Origin of the sequence: Streptomyces thermocarboxydus (assembly GCF_024760485.1) — a bacterium.
GTDB classification, from domain to species: domain Bacteria; phylum Actinomycetota; class Actinomycetes; order Streptomycetales; family Streptomycetaceae; genus Streptomyces; species Streptomyces cellulosae.
The window spans coordinates 2,270,201-2,297,097 of sequence record NZ_CP058273.1; the positions used below are offsets into that span (position 1 = coordinate 2,270,201).

Here is a 26,897-nt window from a genome sequence, read left to right on the forward strand (position 1 = left end):
CATAAGGGGGCGCTACGGGCGGTCGAGGCGCAGGCGGGCAGCTCGCGGGATGCCTGCCACGACCAGGTCGTAGGAGTCCTCCACCAGCTCCCTGACCAGGCGGTCCGGGAGAGCGCCGGCGGGTCCGCCGGACACCGTCACCGTGTTCCAGTGGCGTTTGTTCATGTGCCAGCCCGGGACGACGAGGTCCGGGTGTGCGGCGCGCAGGCGGATCGCGTCGTCCGGGTCGCACTTGAGGTTGGCCTTGAGCGGGCGCGCGCCCAGGTCCGTCAGGGCGAACATCGCCCCAGCGCCTTGAAGACCGAGGTGTCCGGGTTGAAGGGGAACTCCTCCACCGCCGCGTTGAACGACAGGCAGAGGGCGCGCAGCCGCTCCGGGGTCATTACTCCGGCTCCTCCTCGCCGGCCAGGGGCTTCGCCGGGCCCACCGGCTCCACCAGCACCGTCACGATCTTGTTCCGGCGTCCGGCCGCCGCCTCCGCCGTCAGGCGCAGCTCGCGGCCGTCCGGCAGTTCGACGACCGAGGACGCGCCCGCGATCGGCACGCGGCCCAGCCGCTTGGCGAGCAGTCCGCCGACGGTCTCCACGTCCTCGTCGTCGAACTCCTCGAGCCCGTACAGCTCGCCCAGGTCCGTGATGTCGAGGCGGGCGGTGACGCGGTGGCGGCCGTCGCCGAGGTCCTCGACCGGAGGGAGTTCGCGGTCGTACTCGTCGGTGATCTCGCCGACGATCTCCTCGAGGATGTCCTCGATGGTGACGATGCCGGCGGTGCCGCCGTACTCGTCGACGGCGACGGCGACGTGGTTGCGTTTCTTCTGCATCTCGCGCAGCAGGTCGCCGGCGTTCTTGGTGTCGGGCACGAAGAACACGGGCCGCATCGCCGTCGACACCAGGTCGTTCTCCGCGTCGCGGCTGATGTGCGTCTTGCGGGCCAGGTCCTTCAGATAGACGATCCCGACGATGTCGTCCTCGCTCTCCCCGGTCACCGGGATACGGGAGAACCCGGAGCGCAGGGCGAGCGTGAGGGCCTGCCGGATGGTCTTGTACCGCTCGATGACCACCAGGTCGGTGCGCGGCACCATGACCTCCCGCACCAGGGTGTCGCCCAGCTCGAAGACGGAGTGCACCATGCGGCGCTCCTCGTCCTCGATCAGCGACTCCGCCTCCGCGAGGTCCACGAGCGCGCGCAGCTCCGCCTCGGAGGCGAACGGGCCGTGCCGGAAGCCCTTGCCGGGGGTGAGGGCGTTGCCGATGAGGATCAGCAGCGAGGGGATCGGGCCCATGACCCGCGCCAGCGGCACCAGCACGTACGCGGCGATGGTGGCCGTGTTCAGCGGGTGCTGGCGGCCGATGGTGCGCGGGGAGACGCCGACGGCGACGTACGACACGAGGACCATGATGGCGATGGCGATCAGCAGCGCCTCGGCCGTGCCGTCGAACTCGCGCAGGCTGCCGTAGGTGATCAGCGAGGCGGCGGACATCTCGCAGATGATGCGGACCAGCAGCGCCACGTTGAGGTAGCGGGTGGGGTCGGCGGCGATCCGGGCGAGCTTGGCGCTGCCCCGGCGGCCCGACCGTACGGCCTCCTCGGCGCGGAAGCTGGAGACGCGCGCGATGCCGGCCTCCGCGCAGGCGGCGAGCCAGGCGACGACGACGAGCGCGAGCGCCCCCAGGACGAGGGCGGCGCTCATGACACGGTCGGGGCCGGGGACGGGCCGGTGAGGCCCCTCTCCGCGCGCCAGCCGTCCACGATGGCGGCCTGGAGGCCGAACATCTCGGCCTTCTCGTCCGGCTCCTCGTGGTCGTAGCCGAGCAGGTGCAGCACACCGTGGACGGTGAGCAGCTGCAGCTCCTCGTCCATGGTGTGCTTCGTGGGCGCCTCGGCGCCCTGCCGGGCGGCGACCTCGGGGCAGAGCACGATGTCGCCGAGGAGCCCCTGCGGGGGCTCCTCGTCGTCCTTGGACGGGGGCCGCAGCTCGTCCATGGGGAAGGACATGACGTCCGTGGGCCCGGGCAGGTCCATCCACTGGATGTGCAGCTGCTCCATGGCGCCCGCGTCCACCACGATCACCGAGAGCTCGGAGAGCGGGTGGATGCGCATCCGGGCCAGTGCGTAGCGGGCGATGTCGAGGATCGCCTGCTCGTCGACCTCGGTGCCGGACTCGTTGTTGACGTCGATCGACATCTGGTGCTCGGTCTACTTCCCCTTGTGGCCGGACCGGTTCCGGCCGCCCTTGTGGGTGCCGTTCTCGGTGCCGTGCCGGCTGTCGTACTTCTCGTACGCGTCGACGATACGGCCCACCAGCTTGTGCCGGACGACGTCGTGGGACGACAGCCGGGAGAAGTGGACGTCGTCCACGCCCTCCAGGATGTCCTGGACCTGGCGCAGGCCGGACTTGGTGCCGTCGGGCAGGTCGACCTGCGTCACGTCACCCGTGATCACGATCTTCGAGTCGAAGCCGAGGCGGGTGAGGAACATCTTCATCTGCTCGGGGCTCGTGTTCTGGGCCTCGTCCAGGATGATGAAGGCGTCGTTGAGCGTGCGGCCGCGCATGTACGCCAGCGGCGCGACCTCGATGGTGCCCGCGGCCATCAGCCGGGGGATCGAGTCGGGGTCGAGCATGTCGTGCAGCGCGTCGTACAGCGGGCGCAGGTACGGGTCGATCTTCTCGTAGAGCGTGCCCGGCAGGAAGCCCAGCCGCTCGCCCGCCTCGACCGCCGGCCGGGTCAGGATGATGCGGTTGACCTGCTTGGACTGCAGGGCCTGCACCGCCTTGGCCATCGCCAGGTAGGTCTTGCCGGTGCCGGCGGGGCCGATGCCGAAGACGATCGTGTGCTTGTCGATCGCGTCCACGTAGCGCTTCTGGTTGAGCGTCTTGGGGCGGATCGTGCGGCCGCGCGAGGACAGGATGTTCTGCGTGAGCACCTGGGCCGGGGTCTCCTGGCCGTCGCTCTCCCCGCTTTCGCTCGCCTTGAGCATGGCGATCGAGCGTTCCACTGCGTCCTCCGTCATCGGCTGCCCGGTGCGGAGCACCAGCATCATCTCGTCGAACACGCGCGAGATCAGGGCCACGTCCGTGGCGTCGCCGACCGCGCTGATCTCATTGCCCCGGACGTGGATGTCGGCCCCCGGGAAGGCCTTCTCGATCACACGCAGGAGGGAGTCGCCGGACCCCAGCACGGTCACCATGGGGTGCTGGGCGGGGACGGTGAACTGCACTCTCGCCTGCCCCTGCGCGGGGGTGTGAGCTGTGGGTGTCTGAGTCATGGGCCGGCTCTGAGGCCTGCGGTTCCTCCTCGTCACGGCCGCGCAGCTGAGGGCGGCCTCGCGACTCCCAGGGTACGACGGCGGGGTGACAAGCCCGTAGGCCTTTTATCCGAACGCTGCGACTTCCGCACCGGGCGGCACATTCCCCACGCTCCCCGCTCGTCACGGCTCACGCCGGCCTGCGGAACCCGATCGTCGGGACGGCCCGCCGCAGCGGCCAGGGCCGTACCGCCTCCTCCGGGACGAGCCCGGCCAGGAAGCCGTACCGGCGCAGCGCGGAGGGTTCCTGGCCCTCGACGGACTGCACCCGGCGCCACCAGGCGGCGATCTCCGCCCAGCCCGGCGCGGACAGCGAGCCGCCGAACTCCTGCACGGACAGCGCGGCCGTGAGCCCGGCGAAGGCGAGCCGGTCGGCCAGCGGCCAGCCCGCGAGGGAGCCGGTGACGAACCCGGCGACGAACACGTCCCCCGCCCCGGTCGGGTCCAGCGCCTCCACCTCGATCGCCGGGACGGACGCGGTCTCCCCGGTCCGCCGATCCACCGCGTACGCGCCGTCCGCGCCCAGCGTGACGACGACGACCGGGACGTGCTCGGCGAGGGCGTGGGCGGCGGCGCGCGGGGTGTCCGTGCCGGTGTAGCGCATGGCCTCCGCCGCGTTCGGCAGGAACGCCTCGCAGTACCGCAGGTCGTGCAGGCCCGCCAGGTCCCAGGCCCCGGTGTCGTCCCAGCCGACGTCGCCGAAGATCCGGGTGCCCGTGCGGGCGGCCTGGGCGATCCAGGGGGCGCTGCGGCCGGGGGTGAGGGAGGCGACGGCGGCGCGGGCGCGCGGGGGGCAGTCGGGGGCGGGCTCCTCGGGGGGCGGCTCGTGGCCGTGGGAGACCATCGTGCGCTCGCCCTCGTACGCCATGGAGACGGTGACCGGGGAGTGCCAGCCGGGGACCGTGCGGGACGGGGAGAGGTCGATGCCCTCGCCCTGCTCCAGCGCGTCCCAGCAGTACTCGCCGTAGTGGTCGTCGCCGAAGGCCGCCGCGAGGGACGTGCGCAGGCCGAGGCGGGCCAGGGCGGTGGCCATGTTGGCCACGCCGCCCGGGCTCGACCCCATGCCGCGCGCCCAGGTCTCGGTGCCGCGCACGGGGGCGCAGTCGAGCCCGGTGAAGACGATGTCGAGGAAGACGGTCCCGGTCAGGTAGACGTCCCAGGCCGGGTCCTCGGGGCCGCGCAGGGCGGCCAGCGGGTCGATCCGGTCCGTGCCGGGCGGTCCCGCGACGGGTTCCTTCCCGGCTCTCTTGCCGTTCCTCTTCCCGGTGGACGCCATCACTGCGCTCCCTGACATGGTGCGGTTCCAGCCAGTGTGCACCACACCGCCGACAGGGAGCGGCCGTCACGCCACGCGGTCCCCCGGAGCGGTCACCAGCGGGGCACCGTGGGCTGCACCCAGTCCGGGTCGGCGATCCGCATGGCGGCCGCGTCGTCGCGATCGCGCAGCGCGCCGTCGTCGTCCAGCCACCGCCGGTGCAGGAACGCCAGCCGGTCGCGGTCGAGTTCCACGCCGAGGCCCGGCGCGTCGGGCACCCGTACGGCGCCGCCCTCGAAGGCGGTCCGCTCGGTGAGGACGTCCTCGGACTGCCAGGGGTAGTGGGAGTCGCAGGCGTGGTGCAGGTTGGGCACGGTGGACGCGACGTGCGTCATCGCGGCGAGGCTGATGCCGAGGTGGGTGTTGGAGTGCATGGAGACGCCGACGCCGAAGGTGCGGCAGATCGCCGCGAGGTGCTGGGTGTTGCGCAGCCCGCCCCAGTAGTGGTGGTCGGAGAGCACCACCTGCACGGCGTCCTGGGTGAACGCCTCCTTGATCTCGGCGAAGGTCGTCACGCACATGTTCGTCGCGAGCGGCACGTGGGTGCCGGCCGCCACCTCCGCCATGGCCGGCGTGCCGAGGGCGGGGTCCTCCAGGTACTCCAGGACGTCCCCGAGTTCCTTCGCGACCTTCAGCGAGGTCTCCACGGACCAGGCGCCGTTGGGGTCGAGGCGCAGCGGGTGGCCGGGGAAGGCGGCGGCGAGGGCGCGGACGGCGGCGATCTCCTCCTCGGGCGGGAAGACGCCGCCCTTGAGCTTGAACGACGTGAAGCCGTAGCGCTCCTTGAAGCGGCGGGCCTGCTCGACGACGCCCGCCGGGTCGACGGCCGCGCCCCAGTCGTCCTTCTCCGCCGTGACGCCCTCGGGATGCTCGGCCCACTTGTAGAACAGGTAGGCGCTGTACTCGACGGTGTCGCGCACCTTGCCGCCGAGGAGGGCGTGCACGGGCAGGCCGAGGCTCTTGCCGAGGGCGTCGAGGCAGGCGACCTCCAGGGCGGAGAGCACGGACAGCCGCAGCTTGTCGGCGGTCTGCACACCGCGCAGTCCGCCGACGTCGACCTGTCCGGAGACGCGGGCGGCGTCGACGGCGACCTGGTCGGCCTCGGCGAACAGCCGGTTCAGGTCGTCGACGCGGTGTCCGACGAGCCGGTCGGCGAGCGGGCGGGCCAGCTCCAGGTACTTGGTGTCGCCGTACGTCTCGCCGAGCCCGGTGATCCCGCCGGCGGTCACCACCTCCACGATCAGCCGGGGGGTGTACGGCTGGTGCACGCCCTGGGTGTTGAGCAGGGGCGGGTCGGCGACCAGGACCGGGGTGAGGCGGACCTCGGTCACGGTCAGGTCGCGGGAGGTGGATGCGGTCACAGGGCGGCTCCTACGAGGTCGAGTCCGGCGTCGAGCAGGGTCCTGAGGTCGGCGAGGTCACGGGCGGACGGGTCGGTGAGCGGGGCGCGCACGGGCCCGACGGGACGGCCGCGCAGCCGGGCGGCCGCCTTCACCAGCGACACCGCGTATCCCGGGGTGCGGTCGCGCAGTTCGACGAACGGCACGTAGAAGCCGCGCAGCAGCCGGTCGAGGGTGTCCGCGTCGCCGTCGCGGAGGGCGGTGAAGAAGGCGCCGGCGATTTCCGGCGCGAAGGCGTGCACGGCGGAGGAGTAGGCGGGGACGCCGACGGTGGCGTAGGCCCGGGCCTGGATCTCGGCGGTGGCGGCGCCGTTGAAGAACAGGAAGTCGTCGGGGGCGGCGAGGGTGAGGCGCTGGAGGCGGTCGAGGTCGCTGTGGCCGTCCTTGAGCCCGATGACGTTCGGCAGGGCGGCGATGCGGCGCAGCGAGTCGGCGGTGTAGGCGACCTGGCCGCGCTGGTACGTGACGAGCGGCAGCGGGGTGCGGGCGGCGAGCGCCTCGAGCTGGGCGACGAGGCCGTCCTGCGGGGCGGTGACCAGGTAGTGCGGCAGGACGAGGAGGGCGTCGGCGCCGGCGTCCTGAGCGATGCGCGCGAACCGGGCGGCCTGGGCCCAGCCGTAGCCGACGCCGGCGACGACGGGGACCCGTCCCGCGCTCTCCTCGACGGTGATCGCGACGACCTGGCGGTACTCGTCCTCGTCCAAGGAGAAGAACTCGCCGGTGCCGCAGGCGGGGAAGACGGCGCCGGGTCCGGTGGCGATCCGTTCCGCCGCGTAGGCGCGGTAGCCGTCGGGGTCGAGAGTGCCGTCGTCGTGGAACGACGTGAGCGGGAAGGAGAGGACGCCGTGCGCCATGCCGTCCTTGAGACGTCTCGCCACGGCGGCGCTGCCGTCTCCTTCGGTGCCGGGACTCACCCTCGCCTATCTCCCTATGTAGACGGCATCCATGTATGAGAACGAGGCTAGAGGGGTGCACGAGGGGCGTCAATGGGTTCGACGGGCGGGCGGGCACCGCGGATGAGGCGGAAAAAGCGCGCTGCTACCCACGCATCGAAACCCCCAAACGGAAGAGTGACTTAGATCACAGCACTCTCGCTCCCGTTGCCCTGCCCCCGCTTGATACAAATTGCCCGCGCGTTCTCGTCCACCGACGGTCGTCGCCCCCCACCACGTGTTTCTCGCACCGTCCCTTTCGCACGCCCTGGGAACGCCCGTGTACGCCCCTCGCACCACCCCCTGGCCCCTCGTCGCCCTTTTCACGGCCGGGTACCTCGCCCCGTATCTGCTGCCGACCACGGTCGGACGGCTGGAACGCGGCCTGGAGCTGACACCCACCCAGGCGGGCGGCGTCGGCAGTCTGCTGCTGCTCAGCTCGGCAACGGCCGGGTTCCTGCTGGCCTCCCGCGTCGAGCGGACCGGCGCGCGGACCCTGGCCCGGCTGGGTCTCCTCCTCGCCGCCGTCGGCTACGGCGGGGCCGCCCTCACCACCTCCGTCCCGGCCGTCGTCGCCGGCGCCGTCGTCGGCGGGTTCGGGTCGGGCACGGCCACCACGGTCGCGGCGACCCGGATCGCCGCGGAGAAGGACCCCCACCGGGCGTCCACCCTCGGCCTGCTGAGCGTGTCCGCGCTGGCCGGCGTGGTCTATCTGACGGTGCCGCACCTGCCCGGGCACGGGCTGACTCTCGCCGCCATCGCCCTCACCGCGCTGGCGGTGTGGCCGCTGACGGCGGGGCTGCCGGGGGGTACGGCGGGACGTCCTGACGCGGTCGAGGCAGTGGAGGCCGAGGGCTTCGGCTCCGGGCGGCTGCCGTACCGGCGTTCGGGCATGGTGCTCGCCGGGGCGATGCTGCTGTGGTCGCTCGCGCAGAACGCCCTGTGGGGAGTCAGCGGGCGCATCGGCGTCGGCCAGGCGCATCTGTCCGAACCGACCGTGGGTGTCGTCTTCGCGGTCGCGCTGGGCGCGGGACTGCTGGGCGTGCTGGGCGCGGGGGCGCTGGGCTCGCGGCTGGGGCGGGCGGTGCCCGTCGGGGGCGGGACGGTGCTCATCGCGGGCTGTATCGCGCTGAGCGCTTCCGCGACCGGGCTGGGGAGTTTCGCCTTCGGGGAGATCGCCTGGAACACGTTCTATCCGGTGGTGCTGTCGTACCTGATCGGGCTGGCCGCCTCGTTGGATGCGCGGGGGCGGTGGGCCGTGCTGGTGGGGTCGGCGTCGTCGCTGGGGACCGCGGCGGGGCCGCTGACCGGAAGCGTGCTGTCGGCGCAGGCCGGGTTCCCGGTGATGGGGGCGGTGCTGGCGGCGGGGTTGCTGCTGGTCGCGGTGCCGATGACCGGGGTGGCGTTGCACGCGGGCGGGCGGGCGTTGCTGCCGGGGGCCGTGCGGAGGCGGGGCGGACACCCGGCGGCTGTCGTCGCGGCGACCACGGGGACTCCGTCCGGGGTGGTGCCGGAGGTGGGGGCGCCGGAGCAGCCGGTCGTGGAGATCACGCTGGACGCGGCCGCTGTGCCGGCGAGGGGGGCGTACGACACGGCGGCGGCTACGAGGGCGCCGGGGGGCATCTGAGGTACGTGAGGTCAGCCGCGGTCGGCTGGAGGGTGCCGCTGCGCCCACCCGTGCCGCCCCAGCGGCACGAATGCCCGCAGCCGCGACGCTCCTCGGGGGCGCGGGGAACTGCGCGACCGGCCACCGACCACAGGCACCCGGCATCACAAGGTGTCGCAGCCCCCGCGAGGGACACAGCCGGCGGCGGAGGCGCCCCGCAGGGGCGCGGGGAACTGCGCGACCAGCCACCGACCACCCGCACCCGCACCCGCATCGAAGGTGTCGCAGCCCCCTCGAAAAATACGACCGGCGGCAAAGGCGCCCCTCGGAGGCGCGGCGAACTGCGCGACCGGCCACCGACTGCCCGCAGCTACGCGCGCCGCTTCGGGAGCGGGACCCGGTCCAAATCCCTCGCCACCGTCAGGTCCGCCTCAAAGCCCGCCGCCCGCGCCTCGCGCTCAAAGGCGGACGCGTCCGTGTACCGCTGACTGAAGTGGGTCAGCACCAAGTGACGGACCCCCGCCTCGCGGGCGACCCCCGCCGCCTGCCCCGCCGTCAGGTGGCCGAACTCCACCGCCAGAGCCTCGTCCTCCTCGAGGAACGTCGACTCGATCACCAGCATGTCGGCGCCCTCGGCCAGCTCGTACACCCCGTCGCACAGCCGCGTGTCCATCACGAACGCGAACCGCTGCCCGCGCCGGACCTCGCTGACGTCCTCCAGGGCGACCCCGTTCAGCGAGCCCTCGCGCTGGAGGCGGCCGACGTCCGGGCCCGAGATGCCATGCGCGGCGAGCCGGTCGGGCAGCATGCGGCGCCCGTCGGGTTCGACCAGCCGGTAGCCGTACGCCTCCACGGGGTGGGAGAGCCGGCGTGCCTCCAGCGTGTAGCCGGAGGCGCGGACGAGGGGGCCGTCGGTGTGGACGGGGGCCTCGAGGAGGGCGACGGTCTCGCGGTAGGCGGTCGCATGCCGGAGCCGGTCGAAGAACCGCTGCCCGGAGCGCGGGTAGTGCGCGCTGACCGGGTGCGGCACCTTGTCGAGGTTGATCCGCTGGATCACCCCGGCGAGCCCCAGCGAATGGTCGCCGTGGAAATGGGTGACGCAGATCCGGTTGATGTCGTGCGCGGCGACCCCGGCGCGCAGCATCTGCCGCTGGGTGCCCTCACCGGGGTCGAAGAGGAAGCCCTCGCCGTCCCAGCGCAGCAGGTAGCCGTTGTGGTTGCGGTGCCGGGTCGGGACCTGGCTGGCGGTGCCGAGCACCACCAGTTCACGGACGGACAACGCGGCCTAGCCGGGGGGCCACTCGAGACCGCGTCCGCCCAGGACATGGGCGTGCGCGTGCCACACGGTCTGGCCGGCGCCGCTGCCCGTGTTGAACACGATGCGGTAGCTCTCCAGCTTCTCCTGGTCCGCGACGGCCTGCGTCTCGCGCAGCACGTCCGCGGCGAGCTCGGGCGCCGCGGCGGCGAGCGCCGCGGCGTCCCGGTGATGCGCCTTCGGGATCACCAGGACATGGGTGGGCGCCTGGGGGTTGATGTCACGGAACGCGACGGTCGTGTCCGTCTCCCGCACGATCGTCGCCGGGATGGTGCCCGCGACGATCTTGCAGAACAGACAGTCGTCCTGGGGTTCCCCTGCCATACGCCCTCCTCGGCCCGGCGATCTCCACTACCCAGGCATGCTACCGATCCCGCCGCGGGCCGTCGTCCTCCCCCAGTGCCTTCAGGGCCCCGGAGACACCCCCACCGCGCGCGGTCACGGCAGCCGCGGCGGCGTCTTCGCCGGGGCCGACTCCAGCGCCTCCAGCGCCAGCCGCACCGCCTCGTCGAGCTGGACGTCGCGGCCGGCCGCGTAGTCCTGGGGGCGCTGGACGACCTCGACGTCCGGGTCGACGCCGTGGTTCTCGACGTCCCAGCCGTAGCCTTCCAGCCAGAAGGCGTACTTGGGCTGGGTGACGAGCGTGCCGTCGACCAGCCGGTAGCGGCTGTCGATGCCGATGACCCCGCCCCAGGTGCGGGTGCCGACGACGGGGCCGATGCCGAGCGCCTTGATCGCCGCGTTGACGATGTCGCCGTCGGAGCCGGAGAACTCGTTGGCGACGGCGACGACGGGTCCCCGGGGCGCGTCGCGCGGGTAGCTCTCGGCGCGCATGCCGCGCGGCAGGTCCCAGCCGACGATCCGCCGGGCCAGCTTCTCCACCACGAGCTGCGAGGTGTGCCCGCCGCGGTTCTCCCGCACGTCCACGACCAGACCCTCGCGCAGCACCTCCACCCGCAGGTCGCGGTGGATCTGCGCCCAGCCGGGCGCCTGCATGTCGGGGACGTGGATGTAGCCGAGCCGGCCGCCGGACTTCTCCAGGACGTACGCCCGCCGGTCGGCGACCCAGGCGTGGTAACGCAGCGGCTCCTCGTCGGCGAGCGGGACGACGACGGCGTGCCGCGGCTCACCCCCGCCGGCCGGCGACACGGTCAGCTCGACGGGCTTGCCGGCCGTCCCCACCAGCAGCGGCGCGGGGCCGGTGACGGGGTCGACGGGCTGTCCCGCGACGGCGACGATCGCGTCGCCGGGGCGGATCGCGACGCCGGGCGCGGCGAGCGGGGAGCGGGCCTCCGGGTCGGAGGTCTCGGCGGGCAGGATGCGGTCCACGCGCCAGCTGCCGTCCTCGTGCCGGGAGATGTCCGCGCCGAGGAGTCCCTGTCGGGGGCCGCCGCCGTAGCCGCCGCGGGGGGTGACGTAGGCGTGCGAGGTGCCGAGTTCGCCGTGCACCTCCCACAGCAGGTCCACCAGGTCGTCGTGGGTGGCGAGCCGGTCCAGGACGGGCCGGTAGCGGCCCAGCACCCCGTCCCAGTCGACACCGCTCATGTCGGGACGCCAGAAGTTGTCCCGCATGATGCGGCCGTTCTCGTCGAACATCTGCCGCCACTCGGCGGACGGGTCGACGAACTGCCGCACCCGCGCCAGGTCGACGGTGATGTTGCTGTCGCTGTCGTCGTCGGAGGAGGCGCGCCGGTCGCTGGGCACGACCTTGAGCCGCCCGTCGGTCCACAGCAGGACCCGCTTGCCGTCGCCGCTGACCTCGAAGTGGTCGGCGTCCACGGCGAGGTGCTCGATGCGCTGCTGGGCGAGGTCGTAGCGCTCCAGGTCGGTCTTGGGGTCCGGGTCGTCGGGCGTGGCCCGGGACGCGCCGAGCACGCCGCGCACCGGGTGGCGCAGCCACAGCACGCCGTCCTTGGCGGCGCGCAGGTTGCTGTAGCGGGCGGCCTCGACCGGGAACGGCACGATGCGGTCGGCGAGCCCGTCGAGGTCGATACGGGTGGTGGGGGTGCCCTCGCTGTCGGGGGTCTCGTCCCGGTCGGGGGTCTCGAAGGGCCGCCCGTGCCGCTGCGGCCCGAACGGCGACGGCGTGGCCGCCGCCAGCGTGATCAGGTAGGGCCGTACGCCCTCGACGAAGGCCAGGTCGAAGACGTGCTCGTCGTAGACCGGGTCGAAGGAGCGGGTGGACAGGAACGCGAGGTGCTTGCCGTCGAGGGTGAAGGCGGGCGCGTAGTCCTGGAAGCGCAGCGGGGTCGCCTCGGTGACCGACAGGTCGGTGGTGTGGGCGAGCTTGATCTGGCTGAGCGGGCGCGGGCCGGGGTGGGACCAGGCGAGCCAGCTGGAGTCGGGTGAGAAGACCAGCCCGGAGACGTCGCCGTCCTCGCTGCGGTCGACCTCGCGGACCTCGCCGGTCTCCCGCTCGACGAGCAGGAGGCGGCCGTCGTGCGAGGCGATCGCGGCGCGGCTGCCGTCGGGCGCCATCGCCAGCTCCACGACCCGGCCGAGCTGTCCGGCGGCCAGGCGGCGCGGGGTGGCGCCGGGCGCCGGTCCGGTGGCGGGGGCGAACTCCAGGGCGTCGTCGCCCTCGGCGTCCGTCACCCACACCACCCATTCCTCGCCGTCCGCGCGGAAGGTGCGCGGGCGCCGGGCGCGGACGCCCGGGGTGGCGGCGAGGGCGCGGGCGGGGCCGGAGCGGTGGGTGACCCAGTGGATGGTGCCGCGTACGCAGACGGCGCTGCCGCGCGCGGTGTGGTCGGGGGACGCGGAGCCGAACCAGCGGGCCGCGTTCACCGGGAACGGCTGCAGGTCGACGCGCTGGCCGCCGAGCCGTACGTCGAGCCGGCGCGGCTCGGCGGTGTCGAGGTCGTCGAGGATCCACAGCTCGCCCGCGCTGGACCAGACGACACGGGTGCCGTCGGTGGCCGCGTGGCGGGCGTAGAAGTGGTCCAACGGCGTGTGCCGGCGCAGGTCGGAGCCGTCGGCGAGGGAGGAGTACAGCGCGCCCGTGCCCTCGTGGTCGGAGAGGAACGCGATCCTGTCACTCACCCACAGCGGGTACTCGATGTTCCCGTCGAGGTCCTCGTGCAGCCGGACGAACTCCCCGTCGCCCTCCCGGTCGATCCACAGCTTGCCCGCGGTGCCGCCCCGGTACCGCTTCCAGGCGGCGGCCTCGCGGCCCATCGTCGCGGACAGCAGCACCGTGTGCGGCCCCGCGGCGACGTCACCGACCGGCCCGTACGGCAGGGTCTCGGCGGGTCCGCCGTCGAGCGGCACGGCGCGCGCCCAGGTGCGGCGCAGACTGGCCTGGCCGTGCGTGGTCAGCGCGAGGACCCTGCCGTCCGCGGTCCAGCCGCGGACCTGGGTCCTCATGCTGCCCCAGTGGGTGAGCCGGCGGGCGGGTCCGCCGTCGACGGGGGCGACGTGCACCTCGGGGGCGCCGTCGCGGGTGGAGGTCCAGGCGACGGTGGCGCCGTCCGGGGAGATCCGTGGGTGGTTCACCGGCACGTTGTCCGCGCTGACCCGCCAGGCGCGGCCGCCGTCGAGCGGGGCGAGCCACACGTCGTCCTCGGCGGTGAAGGCGACCAACTCGCCGTGCAGGTGCGGGAAACGGAGGTATGCGCTGGATGCGACCGATGCAGGCTGTGTCACCCGATCACCCTATGGGCGCGCGTGCGGTCCGGCCAGGGGTTCCGATCACTTGCCCTCGACGGGGCGACAGTTCGGGTACTGGTCGCACCACACGGTCGTGGTGACGGTCACCGTGACGGTGGGCCGCGGTCCCCGCTGCGTCGGTTCGCCCACGCGGGGCGGGCTCTTGGAGTCGCAGTCGCCCAGTCCCTCGACGCGGAACACCTGCCGGCCGTCCACCTTCGCGGTGATGTCCCCGCGGACGCAGGCGTTGTTGACGGCGTGGGTGACCCGTCCGGTGACGGTGATCTCCTTGCCGCCCTCGGTCTCGCCCTCGCAGTCGACGGAGGCGGCGGTCGCCTCCGACGCCGGCGACGCCGACCGGTCCCGGTCCCCGAAGGACGCGGTGCAGGTGAGCCAGCGGACCTTGTCCTTCTGCCGGTTGAGTTCCTTGGTCACGGTCCCGTCGGTGGTGATCGCCACGGCGGCGGAACTGAGGCTGCCGCCCTCGCAGGCGGTCGCGCCGGCGGCCGCGGCCACGGCGAACACGACGGCAAGTACGAGCCGCCGCGCCCGTGTTCCCCGCGGGAACCTTGTCATCGCCCCCATGAAGGGCAGCGTGCCATCGCCGCTCGCGCGGCGGTAGGGCGCATTGGGCCACGCGCTCCCCAAAAGCCCCTCCGGCGTTCGGGGAGCGGGGTCCGGGGCGAGCCCCGTGGCCTCAGGACCAGCGCCCGGTCCGCCCCAACAGCAGCGCCGCAGCAGCCGTACCCGCCGTGGACGTCCGCAGCACGCTCTTCCCGAGGCGGTACGCCCGGGCCCCCACGCTCTCGAAGAGCGCCAGCTCCTCGGGGGACACCCCGCCTTCGGGCCCGACGACCAGCACGATGTCCCCGGTGCTGGGCAAGGGAGCCGAAGCCAGCGGCTCGGTCCCGCTTTCGTGCAGCACCGCCGCGAACTCCGCTTCGGCGAGAACCGAGGCAACCCCCTTGCTCGTCGCCGCGTCCGCGACCTCCGGGAACCGCACCCGGCGCGACTGCTTGCCCGCCTCCCGGGCGGTGGCCCGCCACTTGGCGAGGGACTTGGCGCCCCGCTCCCCCTTCCACTGCGTGATGCACCGCGACGCCGCCCACGGCACGATCGCGTCGACGCCGACCTCGGTCATGGTCTCCACGGCCAGCTCGCCCCGGTCGCCCTTGGGCAGCGCCTGCACGACGGTCAGCAGGGGCGTCTCCGCCGGCTCCTCGACGACCTCGCCGAGCCGGACGATCAGCCGGTCCTTGCCCTCGGCGCCCTCCACCTCGCCGGCGGCCGAGCGGCCGGCGCCGTCGGTGAGGACGACCTCCTCGCCGGCCCGCAGCCGCTTCACGGCGACGGCGTGCCGGCCCTCGGGTCCGCCGAGGACGTAGCGGCCGGTACCGCCGGTGTCGAAGTCGTCGACGACGAAGACGGGCGCGGTCATCGGGCACCTCCCGCCGACAACGCCGTCCGGGCGGAGGCCAGTTCGGCGACCAGGACCTCCACCAGCTGCCCGGCGGGCAGTTCACGGGCCATCCGGTGGCCCTGCCCCGCCCACAGCGCCAGTCCCTGCGCGTCCCCCGCCTTGGCGGCGGCCTTCCGCAGCGGCGCGGTGAGGTGGTGGACCTCCGGGTAGGCGGCGGGCGCGTACGGGCCGTGCTCGCGGACGAAGCGGTTGACCAGGGCGCGCGCCGGGCGGCCGCTGAAGGCGCGGGTCAGCTCGGTGCGGGCGAAGAGGGGGTTCGTGAGGGCCTGCTTGTGCAGGGCGTGCGCGCCGGACTCGTGGGCGGCGACGAAGGCCGTGCCCAGCTGGGCCGCGCTCGCGCCGGCCGCGAGGACGGCGGCGATCTGAGCGCCGCGCATGATGCCCCCGGCGGCGACGATCGGGATGCCGACGGACTCGCGGACCTGGGCGACCAGGGACAGCAGTCCGATGCCCCCGCCGTCCGTCTCGGGGAGGTCCCGGTGGGTGCCCTGGTGGCCTCCGGCCTCGACGCCCTGGGCGATCACCACGTCGGCGCCGGCCCGTTCCACGGCGCGGGCCTCCTCGGCGGTCGTCGCGGTGACGAAGGTGAGGGTGCCGACGCGGTGCAGCGAGTCGATCACCTCACGGGCCGGGACGCCGAAGTGGAACGACACGACCGGCACGGGGTTGTCGAGCAGCACGGCGAGCTTGGCGTCGTAGCCGTCGTCGCGGCCGCTCTCGGGGTCGCCCAGCTCGGTCTCGTACCAGGAGGCCTCGCCGGCCAGCTGGTGGGCGTAGACGTCGACGGCGGCGGGGTCGGCCGTCTCGGGCTGGGGCAGGAAGAGGTTGACGCCGAAGGGGCGGGAGGTGAGTCCCCGCAGCTGCTTGATCTCCTGGTACATCCCGTCCGCGGTCTTGTACCCGGCGGCCAGGAAACCGAGCCCGCCCGCGTCGGACACGGCGGCGGCGAGCTGCGGCACCGACACGCCGCCCGCCATGGGCGCCTGCACGATCGGGTGCGGGAAGAGATCGGTCAGTACGGAGGACATGACCGCATGTTGTCACGTCCCCCGACCAACTCCGAACCGGCCCTTCCCCTTGGCATAAGCCACTTTTCGCCGGGCCGCCTGCCACACCGACGGCCACCGGCGAGAGGCGGGGTCAGCGCCCGTCGAACGGCCGCTCAGCGCCCGTTGAACGCGTCCTTCAGCCGTGAGAACAGCCCCTGCTGCCCCGGCTGGAACTGCCCCGTGGGCCGTTCCTCGCCGCGCAGCTTGGCCAGCTCGCGGAGCAGCCGCTCCTGCTCCGGGTCCAGCTTGGTCGGGGTCTGCACCTCGACGTGCACGATGAGGTCGCCCCGGCCGCCGCCGCGCAGGTGCGTGACGCCGCGGCCGTGCAGCGGGATCGACTGGCCGGACTGGGTGCCGGGCCGGATGTCGACCTCCTCCATGCCGTCCAGCGTCTCCAGCGGCACCTTGGTGCCGAGCGCCGCCGCGGTCATCGGGATGGTGACCGTGCAGTGCAGGTCGTCCCCGCGCCGCTGGAACGTCGGGTGGGGCAGCTCGTGGATCTCCACGTACAGGTCGCCGGCGGGACCGCCGCCGGGGCCGACCTCGCCCTCGCCCGCCAGCTGGATCCGCGTGCCGTTGTCGACGCCGGCCGGGATCTTGACCGTGAGCGTGCGGCGGGAGCGGACCCGGCCGTCGCCCGCGCACTCCGGGCAGGGCGTGGGCACGACCGTGCCGAAGCCCTGGCACTGCGGGCAGGGGCGCGAGGTCATGACCTGGCCCAGGAAGGACCGGGTGACCTGCGAGACCTCACCGCGGCCGCGGCACATGTCGCAGGTCTGGGCGGACGTGCCCGGGGCCGCGCCCTCGCCGTTGCAGGTGTTGCAGACGACGGCCGTGTCGACCTGGATGTCCTTGGTCGTGCCGAAGGCGGCCTCGTCCAGCTCCACCTCGATCCGGATCATCGCGTCCTGGCCGCGGCGGGTGCGCGAGCGCGGTCCGCGCTGCGACGCCGTGCCGAAGAACGCGTCCATGATGTCGGAGAAGTTGCCGAAGCCCCCGGCCCCGAAGCCGCCCGCGCCGCCGGCGCCGCCGGACTGCGAGAGCGGGTCGCCGCCGAGGTCGTAGACCTGCTTCTTCTGCGGGTCCGACAGCACCTCGTAGGCGGCGTTGATCTCCTTGAACCGCTCCTGGGTCTTCGGATCCGGATTGACGTCCGGATGCAGCTCGCGGGCGAGCCGCCGGAAGGCCTTCTTGATCTCTTCCTGCGACGCGTCGCGGCGTACGCCGAGTACGGCGTAGTAGTCCGTGGCCACCTATGACTCCGCCAGGATCTGTCCGACGTACCGTGCCACTGCGCGTACCGCTCCCATCGTTCCGGGGTAGTCCATGCGGGTCGGTCCGACCACGCCGAGCTTGGCGACAGCCTCGCCGCCCGAACCGTAGCCGACCGACACGACGGACGTGGAGTTGAGTCCTTCGTGGGCGTTCTCGTGACCGATTCGTACGGTCACACCCGGATCCTTCGCCTCGCCGAGCAGCTTGAGGAGCACGACCTGCTCCTCGAGCGCCTCCAGGACGGGCCGGATCGTGAGGGGGAAGTCGTGGCCGAAGCGGGTGAGGTTGGCGGTACCGCCGATCATCAGCCGCTCCTCGTTCTCCTCGACGAGCGTCTCCAGGAGAGTGGAGAGCACCGTGGAGACCGTACCGCGGTCGTCGGCCTCGAACGCCTCCGGGAGGTCCTCCACCAGACTCGGCACATCGGTGAACCGGCGGCCCGCGACCCGGCTGTTGAGCCGCGCCCGCAGGTCGGCCAGGGACGCCTCGCCGAACGGCGCCGGGCAGTCGACCATGCGCTGCTCGACCCGGCCGGTGTCGGTGATCAGCACCAGCATCAGCCGCGCCGGGGCGAGGGACAGCAGCTCCACGTGCCGCACCGTCGAACGGGTCAGCGAGGGGTACTGCACCACGGCGACCTGCCGGGTGAGCTGCGCGAGCAGCCGCACCGTGCGGGCCACGACGTCGTCGAGGTCGACGGCGCCCTCGAGGAAGTTCTGGATGGCCCGCCGCTCGGGCGGGCTCATCGGCTTGACGCCGGCCAGCTTGTCGACGAACAGCCGGTAGCCCTTGTCGGTGGGGATGCGCCCGGCGCTGGTGTGCGGCTGGGCGATGAAACCCTCCTCCTCCAGGGCCGCCATGTCGTTGCGCACGGTGGCCGGGGAGACGCCGAGGTTGTGCCGCTCGGTGAGGGCCTTCGACCCGACGGGCTCCTCGGTGCCCACATAGTCCTGGACGATCGCGCGCAACACCTGGAGCCTGCGTTCACTGAGCATCGCGCACACCTCCAGCTGGCTTCCGCCCGGTAACGACTCTGGCACTCTTCGCACGCGAGTGCCAGACTTCCCCGGCCCAGTGTACGGCCGGGGGGCACGGCGTCGGCAAGGCCGGTCCGTGCCGCGGTGCCGGGTGGCGTCGTCCCCGCTAGCGTCCCGGTCATGACCGTGACTTGGGAAGAGTCGGGATGGGAGCAACTGGCGCCGGGGGTCGGGCGGCGCCGGCTGCCGGGGTGGGACTGCACCGCGGGGCTCGTGGTGGGCGCGGACGCCGTCCTGGCCGTCGACGCGGGCTCCTCCCTCGCCGAGGGCGCGCGGTTGCGGAGCGAGGCGCGGGAGCTGACCGGCCGCCGTGTGACGCATCTCGCGCTCACCCATCCCCACTTCGACCATGTCCTCGGTGCCCCCGCGTTCGCGGACGCGGAGGTGTACGGAGCGGTCGGCCTGGACGTGGCGCTCGCCGGACGCGGACGGGACGAGCTACGGGCGGACGCGGTGCGCTGGGGGCTGGACCCGGCGGAGGCCGACGAGGCGGTGGCGGCGCTGGTCCCGCCCCGGCACGCGGTGTCCGGCGAGTGGACGCTGGACCTCGGCGGAGGCCGGCAGGCGCTGCTGGCGGACATCGGCCCCGGCCACACGGCGTACGACCTGGTGGTGCTGGTGGCCGGCGACCCGGAGGTGGTCTTCTGCGGCGACCTGGTGGAGGAGTCGGACGAGCCGCAGGCGGGCCCGGACGCCGTCCCGTCCCGCTGGCCGGACGCCCTGGACCGGCTGCTGCGGCTGGGCGGCGAGGACGCGGTGTACGTCCCCGGCCATGGCGCGGTGGTCGACGCGGCGTTCGTACGGGCCCAACGGGACACGCTGGCGGCCCGGTTCGGCGTGTCGGAGTGATCATCGTGCCGGTGTTGCTCGTATCGTCGGCAGAATGCGCCAGTACTCCGCCGATCTGACCCCTCCGTGGAAGAAGCCGCAGTCCGTCCCCGAGGTGCCGGCCGAGCCGGGCCTCGTGGTGGAGGAGCCCGGCACCGGGTTCTGCGGCGCGGTGATCCGCTGCGAGGCGGGCACGGTGACCCTGGAGGACCGCTTCGGCAAGCACCGGGTGTTCCCGCTGGAGCCGCGGGGGTTCCTGCTGGAGGGCCGCGTGGTGACGCTGGTCCGCCCCGCGTCCGGCCCCTCGCGTCCCACCCGCACGGCGTCCGGCTCGGTCGCCGTCCCCGGCGCGCGGGCGCGGGTCGCCCGCGCCGGGCGCATCTACGTCGAGGGCCGGCACGACGCCGAGCTGGTCGAGAAGGTGTGGGGCGACGACCTGCGGATCGAGGGGGTGGTCGTGGAGTACCTGGAGGGTGTGGACGACCTCCCGTCGATCGTCGAGTCCTTCGCGCCCGGGCCCGACGCGCGGCTGGGGGTGCTGGTGGACCACCTGGTGCCCGGCACGAAGGAGTGGCGGATCGCGCAGGCGGTGACGAGCGAGCACGCGCTGGTGGTGGGGCATCCGTACATCGACATCTGGGAGGCCGTGAAGCCGGCGTCGGTGGGGATCGAGGCGTGGCCTCGGGTGCCGCGGGGGGTGGACTGGAAGACGGGGGTGTGCGGGGCGCTGGGGTGGCGGGTCTCGAACACGGGCGAGGCGTGGAAACGGATCCTGGACTCCGTCCACTCGTACAAGGATCTCGAGCCCCAGCTCCTCGGCCGGGTGGAGGAACTGATCGACTTCGTGACGGCCCCGTCGTAAGAACCGGTTTCCTCGCCCCCGCCGCCCTTTCCCTTCCCGACCCTGGGGGCTGCGCCCCCAGACCCCCCTTGTCGGCCCTGACGGGCCTCGTCCTCAAACGCCGGACAGGCTGACATCATCCCCTCCGGCGTTTGAGGAGCGGGGTCCGGGGCGGAGCCCCGGGTCGGGACGGGAAAGGGCGGCGGGGGCGAGAACCCTTTGGTCAGTCGACCAGGTCGCGGACCACCGCGTCCGCCAGCAGCCGCCCCCGCAGGGTGAGGGCCGCGCGGCCCTCCGCGAAGGGCTCGGGACGGAGCAGGCCGTCAGACAGCGCGCGCCGCGCAGCGGCGAGGCCCTCCTCCCGGAGGAGATCCAACGGGACCCCGTCCCGGAGCCGCAGCTCCAGAAGGATCCGCTCGACCCGCCGGTCCTCCGAGGACAACACCTCCCGCCCCGCCCCCGGCGACCGCCCCTCCGCCAGCGCCGACGCATACGCCCCCGGGTGCTTGACGTTCCACCACCGCACCCCACCGACGTGCGAGTGGGCTCCGGGCCCGGCCCCCCACCAGTCCGCGCCCCGCCAGTACAGCTCGTTGTGCAGGCAACGCCCCGCCTCCGACGTCGCCCAGTTCGACACCTCGTACCAGGAGAACCCCGCCCCCGACAGCATCTCCTCGGCGATCAGGTACCGGTCCGCGTGGACGTCGTCGTCCGTCATCGGCACCTCTCCCCGCCGGATCCGCCGGGCCAGCTGCGTGCCCTCCTCGACGATCAGCGCGTACGCGCTGACATGGTCGGGGCCGGCCCCGATCGCCGCGTCCAGCGAGGCGCGCCAGTCGTCGTCCGACTCCCCCGGCGTGCCGTAGATCAGATCCAGGTTGACGTGGTCGAACCCGGCCGCCCGCGCCTCGGCGACGCACGCCTCGGGCCGGCCGGGGGTGTGCGTGCGGTCGAGAATCCTCAGCACGTGCTGCCGGGCACTCTGCATGCCGAAGGAGATCCGGTTGAAGCCGCCGGCCCGCAGCTCGGCGAGGTAGGCGGGGTCGACGGACTCCGGGTTGGCCTCCGTGGTCACCTCGGCGTCCGGCGCCAGACCGAACTCCTCACGGATCGCGCCCAGCATCCGCACCAGGTCGCCCGCGGCGAGCAGCGTGGGTGTGCCTCCGCCGACGAACACCGTGCGCACCGGCCGCGGGTCGTCGCCGAGCACCTTGCGGGCCAGCCGGATCTCGTCGACGAGGGTCTCGGCGTAGTTGTCGCGGGAGGCGAGCACGCCGCCGGTGCCGCGCAGCTCGGTCGCGGTGTAGGTGTTGAAGTCGCAGTAGCCGCAGCGGGTCGCGCAGTACGGGACGTGCAGGTAGAACCCGAGGGGGCGGTCGGCCGCCCCGGCGAGCGCGGACGCGGGCAGCGCGCCGTCGGCGGGGACGGGCTCGCCGTCGGGGAGTGCGGAAGGCATGTGCTCCATTGTCCCGCACCGCGCGCGATCCCCTTCCGCTCCGTGTACGCCCTTACTCGGCCTGCAGCACCAGCAGGGCCATGTCGTCCGCCGGGGGCCTCGCCCCGAACTCGTGCACGAGCCGGGTGATCCGGTCCGCTATCGCCCCGGCCTCCATCCCGGCGCAGCCCGCCAGCGCCCGGGCCAGCCCGTCCCCGTCGTCGAACTGGCGGGATCCGGAGCGCCGCTCGGTGACCCCGTCGGTGACGCAGAGCAGGGTGTCGCCGGAGTACGTCTCGAAGGTCTCGCTGGTGTACCCGGCGTCCTCGACGACCCCCAGCAGCGTCTGCGGCTGCGCGACGGCCCGTACGGCGCCCTCGGGGTCGAGGAGGAGGGGCAGGGGGTGGCCGGCGGAGGCGAGGGTGCAGCGGACGCCGCCCTCGAAGGGCACCAGCTCGCCGTAGAGGAGGGACAGGAAACGGGTCTGGGGGCCGTCGCCGGGGGCGGTGGGGCGTGCCCCGGCCGCCACCAGCGCGCGGGCCGCCGCGTCCGCCGCCTCCGTGGCGTCGTCGAGGAGGAGCTGGTTCAGCCGGTCGAGGACGTCGGCGACGCGGTAGCCCTCGCGGGCGAGCAGCCGCAGCCAGGGGCGGACCAGGCCGATGACGACGGCCGCCTCGGGGCCCTTGCCCTGGACGTCGCCGACGGCGAAGCACCAGCGTCCGTGACCGGCCGGGAAGAGGTCGTAGAAGTCGCCGCTGGGGCCGCCCTTGTCGCACGGTTCGTGGACGAGGGCGCTGCGCACGCCGGGGATCTCGGCGACGGCGCCGGGCAGCAGGCCACGCTGGAGCACGGCGCTGATGGTGGCCTGGCGGGCGTACTGCCGGGCCGCCCCGATGGCGAGCGCGACCCGCCGCCCCAGGTCCTCCACGAGCCCGGTGATCTCGTCGGGAAAGCGGTCGATGCCGCCGCGCCCGATCACCAGGGTGCCGAGCGGGCGTCCCCCGGCGACGAGCCGGTAGGCGAGCGCGGCCCCGGGCGGCTCGAGGGCGGGCCCTTCGGCGTCACCGGACGGCGGCCCGTCGAGGTACCCGGACGCGGCGGACGCCGGCCCGTCGACGTCCCCGCCCTCCACCACACCGGCCCCCGGCCACGGATACCGCACCGGCCCCGTGCCCAGCGGGTCGTCGGACTGGGGCGGCGGTGTGCGTTCGAGGGCCCGGCTCAGCTCCTCCACCAGATGCTCGCCGGCGTGCCAGACGCGGGCGAGGCGGCCACCCGCGCCGGGCCGGCCGCCGTGCGCGGTGGCCTCGTCCTCCAGCCACACCGCGCACCAGTCGGCGAGCCGGGGCACGATCAGCTGGCCGGTGAGGGAGGCGACCAGGTCCTCGTCCAGCTGCCCGGCGAGCAGGTCGGACGCCTCGGCGAGGAAGGACAGCGCGCCCCGGCCCAGCCAGGCGGCGTCGCGTCCGGGGCGGCGGGCCAGCCAGTCGTCGCCGTAGGAGGCGGCCCGCCAGGCGTCCCGGGAGCCTTCACGCGGGCCGTCGCGGGGTCCGGTGTGCCCGCGCGCGGCGAGGGGATCGAGCGGGTCGCCGGAGAGCACGGCGGCGGCTCGCAGGTCACGCGCGGGGGCGCGCTCCCCGGCGTACGCGGCGGGCGGGTCGGCGGGCGCCTCCTCTCGTGTCGGCAGCCGCGCCCACACGGTCTTGCTGCCGGCGCGGTAGGTGACGCCCCAGGACTCGGCGAGCGCGGCGACCAGGCGCAGGCCGCGCCCGTACTCGGGGATGTCGTGCGCCGGCGCCTCCTCGGCGTCGTCGCGCGGCGCGCGGGAGGGGTGCCGGTCGGCGACCTCGACGACGAGCGCTCCGGTGCCCTCCTCCAGCCTGCAGGTCAGGTGGACGTCCGTGCCGGCGTGCACGACCGCGTTGGTGACCAGCTCGCTGGCGACCAGGGCGGCGTCGTCGCCGACGCGGCCGGTGAGGAGGTCGGCGCCGACCGCCGTGGACTGCGCCCACTCCGTGAGCGCCTTGCGCAGCAGCGCGCGTGCGGAGCCCGGCGCGAGGGGGCTTCCGGACAGCGTCGCCTCCACCCGCGTGCACCCCCGCACGTCGGAGGCGCACGAGGTGGTCTCCCGTTGGGTCGGAATGGCCCGCATGGGCAGCTCCCCGGGCAGTTCGTACGAAGAGAACTCGATCGCTTGCCGACAGGGTGACAGAACGGACCCGCCCATAAGCGCGGAGTCACGAAAGTGGACCGCCTGCCGGGGGAACAGTGCTACCCGTTCGGTCAACAGCGGCACCGCGACCGCTCGTTTCCGGTCATCGCGGAACGAGAAGTGCCGGGCCCGCGCCACCCGGCGCGGGCCCGGACGACAGGGCCTCAGGAGAAGTCGAGGACCAGACGCCCGCGCAGACCGCCAGCCGCCAGCAGGCGGTGCGCCTCGGCCGCGTCGGAGGCGGGCAGCACCTTGGCGACGCGCAGGGACAGCACGCCCTGCTCGGCCTGGAGCCGCAGGGCGTCCAGCAGGGCCGTGTCGCCGCGGACGCCCGCCACGAAGACCGGGGCCACCGTGACGCCGCCTTCGGCGGGGCCCTGCCAGCCGCGCAGGGCGACGAGGGTGCCGCCGTCCGCGACCGCGGGGACGGCCTCCTCGCGCTGGTCGGAGCCGTCCACCAGCCCGGCCACGCCGTCGGGCACGAGCTCGCGGACGCGCGTGGCGACGTCCTTGCCCCGGTCGACGACGTGGTCGGCACCGAAGCCGCGCACCAGGTCGCGGTCGTGCGGGGCGGCGTCGGCGACGACGGTCAGGCCGTCGGCCTTGGCGAGTTCGATCGCGTAACCGCCGACGGCGCCCGCCGCGCCGGTCACGGCGACGGTGGCGCCCCGCGGCAGCGCGAGGGTGTCGAGGGCCAGCCGGGCGGTGGCGGCGTTCATCAGGAGGGTGGACGCCTCGGCGTGGTCCGTCCCGGCGGGTGCGGGGACGACGGACTCCGCGGGCACGACGATCTGTTCGGCGTAGGCGCCGCCCTGCGGGCGGGTGGGCATCACGAGCGCGACGACCCGTTGTCCCACGCTCAGCCGGCCGTCGGCGCCGGGGCCGAGCTGGTCGATCACGCCGGCCGCGTCCATGCCGGGCAGGTACGGGCCCGGGACGTCCGTCATGCGGGTGGCGTAGGCGCCGGCGCGGAACAGGGCGTCGGTGGGGTTCACGGCCGCGGCGTGCACCCGGATGCGGACCTCGCCGGGTCCGGCCTCGGGGGTGGGGAGCTCCAGCTCCCGCAGAACGTCGGGACCGCCGAACGTCGTTGATCCGATTGCCTTCATGGCGAGAGGCAACCGCGCCGGCCCGCGATCGATTCCCAAAACCGGCGGCAAAAAGCGGAAGGACCGCGTCGGCCGGGAAGGCGTGCGCCCTCCCGGCCGACGGTCCGTCACTTCTCGATCGTGCCCTCGTACATCTCCTCGATGAGGTGCTTGTACTCGCGCTCCACCACCGGGCGCTTGAGCTTCAGGCTCGGGGTGATCTCGCCGTGCTCCACGTCCAGGTCGCGCGGCAGCAGGCGGAACTTCTTGATGGTCTGCCAGCGCTGCAGACCCTCGTTGAGCTGCTTGACGTACCCGTCGACCATCTCGACCGTGGCCGGGGCGGCGACGATGTCCGCGTAGGACTTGCCCTCCATGCCGTTCTCGGCCGCCCAGGCGGTGATGGACGGCTCGTCGAGGGCGATGAGGGCGGTGCAGTAGTTCCGGTCGGCGCCGTGCACCAGGATGTTGGAGACGTACGGGCAGACCGCCTTGAACTGGCCCTCGACCTCGGCCGGCGCGATGTACTTGCCGCCGGACGTCTTGATCAGGTCCTTCTTGCGGTCGGTGATGCGCAGATAGCCGTCGGCGGACAGCTCGCCGATGTCGCCGGTGTGGAACCAGCCGTCCTCCTCCAGGACCTCGGCGGTCTTGTCGGGGAGGTTGTGGTAGCCCTGCATGATGCCGGGGCCGCGCAGCAGGATCTCGCCGTCGTCGGCGATACGGACCTCGGTGCCGGGCAGCGGCTTGCCGACGGTGCCGGTGCGGTAGGCCTCGCCGGGGTTCACGAAGGACGCCGCGGAGGACTCGGTGAGGCCGTAGCCCTCCAGGATGTGGATGCCGGCGCCGGAGAAGAAGTAGCCGATCTCCGGCGCGAGGGCTGCGGAGCCGGAGACGCAGGCGCGCAGCCGGCCGCCGAACGCCTCGCGGATCTTGGCGTAGACGAGCTTGTCGGCGAGGGCGTGCTTGGCGCGCAGTCCGGCCGGGGCGGTCGCGGCGCCGGTGCGGCGGAAGTTGTCCTGGGTGACCTTGGCGTACTCACGGGCGACGCCCGCGGCCCACTGGAAGATCTTGTACTTCGCGCCCCCGCCGGCTTTCGCCTTGGCGGCGACGCCGTTGTAGACCTTCTCGAAGATCCGGGGGACGGCGGCCATGTAGGTCGGCTGGACCACCGGCAGATTCTCGATGATCTTGTCGACGCGGCCGTCGACCGCGGTGACGTGGCCGACCTCGATCTGGCCGGAGGTGAGCACCTTGCCGAAGACGTGCGCCAGCGGCAGCCACAGGTACTGCACGTCGTCACCGGTGACCAGGCCGGTCGCGGCGATCGCCTTGGCCATGTACGACCAGTTGTCGTGCGGCAGACGCACGCCCTTGGGGCGGCCGGTGGTGCCGGAGGTGTAGATGAGGGTGGCGAGCTGGTCCTTGGTGAGGGCCGCGACCCGCTCCTTGATCAGCTCGGGCTCCTTCTGGAGGCGGGCGGCGCCGCGCTTCTCCAGCTCGGCCAGGGTGATCACGAAGTCGTCGGTGTCGACGCCCTCGGGGTCGACCACCACCACGTGGGTCAGCTCGGCCAGCTCGCCGCGCTTCTCGACGGCCTTGACGGCCTGCTCGGCGTTCTCCGCGACCAGGACCCGGCTCTGCGAGTCGGAGAGGATGTACGCGGACTCCTCGGCGTTGGTCTGCGGGTAGATCGTGGTGGTGGCGGCGCCGGCGCAGAGGATGCCGAGGTCGGTGAGGATCCACTCGACGCGGGTGGAGGAGGCGAGGGCGACCCGCTGCTCCGGCTGCACACCCAGTTCGATCAGGCCGGCCGCGATCGCGTGGACGCGCTCTGCGGCCTCGGCCCAGGTCAGCGACTTCCAGTCGTCCGGCCCCTCGCCGGAGGCTGGTGGGACCGGATAGCGGTAGGCCTCGGCGTCCGGTGTGGCCGCCACACGCTCCAGGAAGAGGGTCGCCACGCTCGGCGGACGGTTCTCGATCAGTGTCTGTGTGTCGCTCACGACATCCTCCGGGGCCCGCGACGGTGCGGCTGGCTCAGTGCGGCTGGGGTTTCCTCGCAACGTTGTTTAACTCGCGAGTAACTATCGAGCACGGACAGAGTAAAGGCCGACCGGCCACTGCGTAAGG

The 26,897-nt window shown here is 73.5% G+C and carries 21 protein-coding genes and 1 pseudogene; 3 read left to right on the forward strand and 19 right to left on the reverse strand.

All coding sequences use genetic code 11. The features are described 5' to 3' along the window. Nucleotides 1-12 precede the first annotated feature (12 nt). From AY578_RS10555 to AY578_RS10585, 7 genes and pseudogenes are all read right to left on the reverse strand, one after another. Nucleotides 13-383, reverse strand: a pseudogene (locus tag AY578_RS10555) (MmcQ/YjbR family DNA-binding protein). After that, the gene (locus tag AY578_RS10560; protein ID WP_161107791.1) at nucleotides 383-1,690 is read right to left on the reverse strand and encodes a hemolysin family protein; all 1,308 of its coding nucleotides are present in this window, start codon (nucleotides 1,688-1,690) and stop codon (nucleotides 383-385) included. Before AY578_RS10560 ends, AY578_RS10555 begins: the two are co-directional and overlap by 1 nt. Continuing rightward, nucleotides 1,687-2,184 (reverse strand): rRNA maturation RNase YbeY, encoded by a 498-nt coding sequence (gene ybeY / locus AY578_RS10565; protein ID WP_019523152.1) that lies wholly within the window; start codon nucleotides 2,182-2,184, stop codon nucleotides 1,687-1,689. The genes AY578_RS10560 and ybeY overlap by 4 nt, the downstream gene beginning before the upstream one ends. A gap of 12 nt (nucleotides 2,185-2,196) precedes the next feature. Beyond that, nucleotides 2,197-3,267 carry a PhoH family protein gene (locus tag AY578_RS10570; RefSeq protein ID WP_026243572.1) on the reverse strand — a complete coding sequence of 357 codons (1,071 nt, stop codon included), beginning with the start codon at nucleotides 3,265-3,267 and terminating at the stop codon, nucleotides 2,197-2,199. Nucleotides 3,268-3,436: 169 nt separating this feature from the next. Further along, on the reverse strand, nucleotides 3,437-4,582 hold the full coding sequence (locus tag AY578_RS10575) for a carbohydrate kinase family protein (protein ID WP_019523150.1): 1,146 nt from the start codon (nucleotides 4,580-4,582) through the stop codon (nucleotides 3,437-3,439). A gap of 92 nt (nucleotides 4,583-4,674) precedes the next feature. Continuing rightward, entirely contained in the window at nucleotides 4,675-5,982 is a 1,308-nt protein-coding gene (locus tag AY578_RS10580) for a glucarate dehydratase family protein (RefSeq protein ID WP_258902291.1), read from the reverse strand. Further along, nucleotides 5,979-6,875: a 5-dehydro-4-deoxyglucarate dehydratase gene (locus AY578_RS10585; RefSeq protein WP_052183366.1), complete on the reverse strand. Its 897-nt coding sequence runs from the start codon at nucleotides 6,873-6,875 to the stop codon at nucleotides 5,979-5,981. Before AY578_RS10585 ends, AY578_RS10580 begins: the two co-directional genes overlap by 4 nt. Before the next feature lie 358 nt (nucleotides 6,876-7,233). Here AY578_RS10585 and AY578_RS10590 point away from each other — a divergent pair, with 358 nt between their 5' ends. Next, nucleotides 7,234-8,580 carry an MFS transporter gene (locus AY578_RS10590; RefSeq protein WP_258902292.1) on the forward strand — a complete coding sequence of 449 codons (1,347 nt, stop codon included), beginning with the start codon at nucleotides 7,234-7,236 and terminating at the stop codon, nucleotides 8,578-8,580. Nucleotides 8,581-8,929: 349 nt separating this feature from the next. On the opposite strand, the gene AY578_RS10595 is transcribed toward AY578_RS10590, so the two are convergent. The 8 genes from AY578_RS10595 to hrcA form a co-directional block, all read right to left on the reverse strand. Then, nucleotides 8,930-9,838 carry a ribonuclease Z gene (locus tag AY578_RS10595; RefSeq protein ID WP_215188827.1) on the reverse strand — a complete coding sequence of 303 codons (909 nt, stop codon included), beginning with the start codon at nucleotides 9,836-9,838 and terminating at the stop codon, nucleotides 8,930-8,932. Between the two features lie 6 nt (nucleotides 9,839-9,844). Then, nucleotides 9,845-10,198 (reverse strand): histidine triad nucleotide-binding protein, encoded by a 354-nt coding sequence (locus AY578_RS10600; protein WP_137209702.1) that lies wholly within the window; start codon nucleotides 10,196-10,198, stop codon nucleotides 9,845-9,847. A gap of 114 nt (nucleotides 10,199-10,312) precedes the next feature. Next, nucleotides 10,313-13,519 carry a S41 family peptidase gene (locus tag AY578_RS10605; protein ID WP_258902293.1) on the reverse strand — a complete coding sequence of 1,069 codons (3,207 nt, stop codon included), beginning with the start codon at nucleotides 13,517-13,519 and terminating at the stop codon, nucleotides 10,313-10,315. A 45-nt stretch (nucleotides 13,520-13,564) separates the two neighbouring features. Further along, a complete protein-coding gene (locus AY578_RS10610; RefSeq protein WP_370879094.1) occupies nucleotides 13,565-14,107 on the reverse strand; it encodes a hypothetical protein in 543 nt (180 codons plus the stop codon). Between the two features lie 112 nt (nucleotides 14,108-14,219). Next, nucleotides 14,220-14,960, reverse strand: coding sequence for a 16S rRNA (uracil(1498)-N(3))-methyltransferase (locus AY578_RS10615; protein WP_215188824.1), 741 nt, complete (start codon nucleotides 14,958-14,960; stop codon nucleotides 14,220-14,222). Then, on the reverse strand, nucleotides 14,957-16,030 hold the full coding sequence (locus tag AY578_RS10620; protein WP_136239046.1) for a nitronate monooxygenase: 1,074 nt from the start codon (nucleotides 16,028-16,030) through the stop codon (nucleotides 14,957-14,959). The genes AY578_RS10615 and AY578_RS10620 overlap by 4 nt, the downstream gene beginning before the upstream one ends. Nucleotides 16,031-16,164: 134 nt before the next feature. After that, the gene (gene dnaJ / locus AY578_RS10625) at nucleotides 16,165-17,304 is read right to left on the reverse strand and encodes a molecular chaperone DnaJ (RefSeq protein ID WP_019523140.1); all 1,140 of its coding nucleotides are present in this window, start codon (nucleotides 17,302-17,304) and stop codon (nucleotides 16,165-16,167) included. Further along, entirely contained in the window at nucleotides 17,305-18,321 is a 1,017-nt protein-coding gene (gene hrcA, locus AY578_RS10630) for a heat-inducible transcriptional repressor HrcA (RefSeq protein WP_190000580.1), read from the reverse strand. 162 nt (nucleotides 18,322-18,483) lie between these two features. Here hrcA and AY578_RS10635 point away from each other — a divergent pair, with 162 nt between their 5' ends. Both AY578_RS10635 and AY578_RS10640 read left to right on the forward strand, forming a co-directional pair. Next, the gene (locus AY578_RS10635) at nucleotides 18,484-19,212 is read left to right on the forward strand and encodes an MBL fold metallo-hydrolase (protein ID WP_026243570.1); all 729 of its coding nucleotides are present in this window, start codon (nucleotides 18,484-18,486) and stop codon (nucleotides 19,210-19,212) included. A gap of 34 nt (nucleotides 19,213-19,246) precedes the next feature. After that, nucleotides 19,247-20,053: a DUF3097 domain-containing protein gene (locus tag AY578_RS10640; protein ID WP_019523137.1), complete on the forward strand. Its 807-nt coding sequence runs from the start codon at nucleotides 19,247-19,249 to the stop codon at nucleotides 20,051-20,053. Between the two features lie 202 nt (nucleotides 20,054-20,255). Here the strand turns inward: AY578_RS10640 and hemW are convergent, their stop codons facing one another. The 4 genes from hemW to AY578_RS10660 form a co-directional block, all read right to left on the reverse strand. Continuing rightward, nucleotides 20,256-21,488, reverse strand: a complete 1,233-nt coding sequence (hemW, locus tag AY578_RS10645; RefSeq protein WP_258902294.1) for a radical SAM family heme chaperone HemW — start codon at nucleotides 21,486-21,488, stop codon at nucleotides 20,256-20,258. Nucleotides 21,489-21,540: 52 nt separating this feature from the next. Next, nucleotides 21,541-23,619 carry an ATP-binding SpoIIE family protein phosphatase gene (locus AY578_RS10650; protein ID WP_258902295.1) on the reverse strand — a complete coding sequence of 693 codons (2,079 nt, stop codon included), beginning with the start codon at nucleotides 23,617-23,619 and terminating at the stop codon, nucleotides 21,541-21,543. Nucleotides 23,620-23,843: 224 nt separating this feature from the next. After that, entirely contained in the window at nucleotides 23,844-24,788 is a 945-nt protein-coding gene (locus tag AY578_RS10655; RefSeq protein WP_215048955.1) for an NADP-dependent oxidoreductase, read from the reverse strand. A gap of 107 nt (nucleotides 24,789-24,895) precedes the next feature. Next, nucleotides 24,896-26,770 carry an AMP-dependent synthetase/ligase gene (locus AY578_RS10660; protein WP_215048956.1) on the reverse strand — a complete coding sequence of 625 codons (1,875 nt, stop codon included), beginning with the start codon at nucleotides 26,768-26,770 and terminating at the stop codon, nucleotides 24,896-24,898. Nucleotides 26,771-26,897: the final 127 nt, after the last annotated feature.